Raw genomic sequence first — 2,301 nt, forward strand, 5'->3', positions numbered from 1 at the left:
CCCGTCAGTGCGCCAAGCACAGCCCTCTAACTCTTTGACCAGAAAGGAGAAAAGCCGAGTTGGAAGACTAGCCACCAACATCTCCGGAGGGCGAAAAACCCTCCCCGCCACACGGTGCAGCGTGGGGCGCGAAGCGAACGGGTGAGGCCGACCGGGTGCTTCCGGAGAGCCGTAAATCAGCAGAACCCGTTAAAGCCGGGCGTGAGGGAACTTCCGATCCCGAGAACGGCCCGGCCAGCAAGTCCGCCATGGAGAGGGAAACCGAACCGATGGCCGAAGCCCCGTCAGGAGGTTCCTCACCGACTCGGAAGTGGGTGAGGCAGTCGAAAGACTTGTGGAGTGCCGACGCGCGATTGATGGGTGCGCGTCAGGGATGTCGGGGAAACCCGCCATCAGCGTCCGGGAAAGCCTGCAAGGCCCGGAAGCCGGATTCCACACGGGGTAGAGTCGGCTCCTACAGCGGACGAGGAGCAGCTGGTGGAACTTGGGAACCTGCCCGCGTTGCCGACCCTCACGGGATCGGCTGGCCGAAGCGACCGGCGAACGCGCGAAGCGGGGGCGGAGCCTGCGTAGTAGTCCGAGGACGGGAAAGCCGTCCGCATGGCGAAGGCGGGCAGTGGATACATTTTGCAAGCAGGAGAGGGACACCATGTCCGACACGGTGAATACCGGGTTTATTCTCGACATGCAGCGCAAGCTGTATCGGTGGAGTGCCGCGAACCCCGACAAGACGTTTGCGGATCTGTTCAATATCGTATGCGATCGCGGAACGCTGCTTCATGCCTGGCAACGGCTGGCTCGTAACAGGGGCAGCAACACGCCCGGCACGGACGGCGTGACGCGCAAGGCGGTCGAAGGGCGACCCGATGGGGTCGCAGGCTTTCTGGAGGACATCCGGCGAGACCTGCGACAGGGAACTTACCGGCCTGAACCTGTCCGGCAGAGGCTGATACCAAAGCCGGGTAAACCGGGAAAGTTCCGACCCTTGGGTATACCCACGCTCAAAGACCGACTGGTCCAGATGGCGCTCAAGCTGGTGCTGGAGCCGATCTTCGAGGCGGACTTCTATCCGACCTCGTATGGCTTCAGACCCGGCCGGAGCACCCATGACGCGCTCGCGAGGGTGCGTCACAAGTTGAACCCGACATCGGCCGGTTCCTCGCGGACCCGGTATGTGATCGAGGGGGATATCAAGGGGTGCTTCGATGCCATCGATCATCACGTGCTGATGGAGCGCGTGCGACGCCGCGTCCGGGACCGCAAGGTCCTGCGGCTCGTGCTCGCCTTCCTGAAGGCCGACATCATGATCGAAGGCAGCCTTCGGCACCCGGTGACCGGCACCCCGCAAGGGGGAATCGTCTCGCCGCTTTTGGCCAACGTCTATCTGACGGCCATAGACGAGAGATACCGGCGCTGGGTTCCCAACCCGCGCGACAAGACCCGCGAGCGGGCGCAACAGCGTCTGCAATCCGACTATCAACGTGGTCGGCCGGGCTTCTACATCGTGCGATACGCGGACGACTTCGTCGTTCTCGTGCAGGGAACGCAACAAAATGCCGAAGAAGAGCGTCTGGCGCTGGCGCAGTTCCTGAAAGAGGAATTGCGCATGGAGTTGTCGATGGAAAAGACCAAGATCACCGATGTCCAGGAAGGCTTCGACTTTCTCGGTTATCGGGTCGCGCAGGTCAGGATGCCGTCATCTGACCGGCGTGTCGGCCTGCTCTTCATTCCGAAGGGCAAGTCGCAGTTCCTACGCGACAAGATCAAGGTCAAGGTGAGGGAAAGGCCAACAGGCCAGACCCTTGCTGAACTCATCGACGACCTCAACCCGGTCATCATCGGCTGGCGCAACTACTACCGCTATGCCACACGGGCATGGAGGGAGTTCAGCAAGCACGATTGGTGGCTGTACCGGCGCATAAAGTACTGGCTCGGGAAGAAACACGGCAAGGCGTCTGGAAGGACACTGCGCCGTATATACATCGAGTCGGGAGCCGGGGAAGGCGGCAGTTGGCGAGCGGGCGGGAAGAAACTCGCCCGCTTCGCCGACACCAAACGCCCGCGATACCCGGACCGAGGCCTTCGCATACCGAACGGATGGAACGACCCGGATGAGCACTTCCGAAAAGGGGATGCCACCTTCTGGGAGTCGACCAACGCCCTCGCCACGCTGTGAGGGCCACCCGTGGCCGAAGCCACGCATGGAGAGCCGGATGCTTGGAAACTTGCACGTCCGGTTCGGAGCGGGGGATGAAGAGACCTGCCTCGGAAACGGGGTAAGGCGCTTCATCCCTACTCTAC

General features: G+C 62.2%; 1 protein-coding gene. It reads left to right on the forward strand.

Going from position 1 to position 2,301, the window contains the following annotated elements:
• The first annotated feature begins 649 nt into the window (after positions 1-649).
• Positions 650-2,176 carry a group II intron reverse transcriptase/maturase gene (ltrA, locus tag NKJ20_RS33925; RefSeq protein WP_352749935.1) on the forward strand — a complete coding sequence of 509 codons (1,527 nt, stop codon included), beginning with the start codon at positions 650-652 and terminating at the stop codon, positions 2,174-2,176.
• Positions 2,177-2,301 lie beyond the last annotated feature (125 nt).

The organism is Mesorhizobium sp. M0185, from assembly GCF_040322175.1.
Classification (GTDB): Bacteria; Pseudomonadota; Alphaproteobacteria; order Rhizobiales; family Rhizobiaceae; genus Mesorhizobium.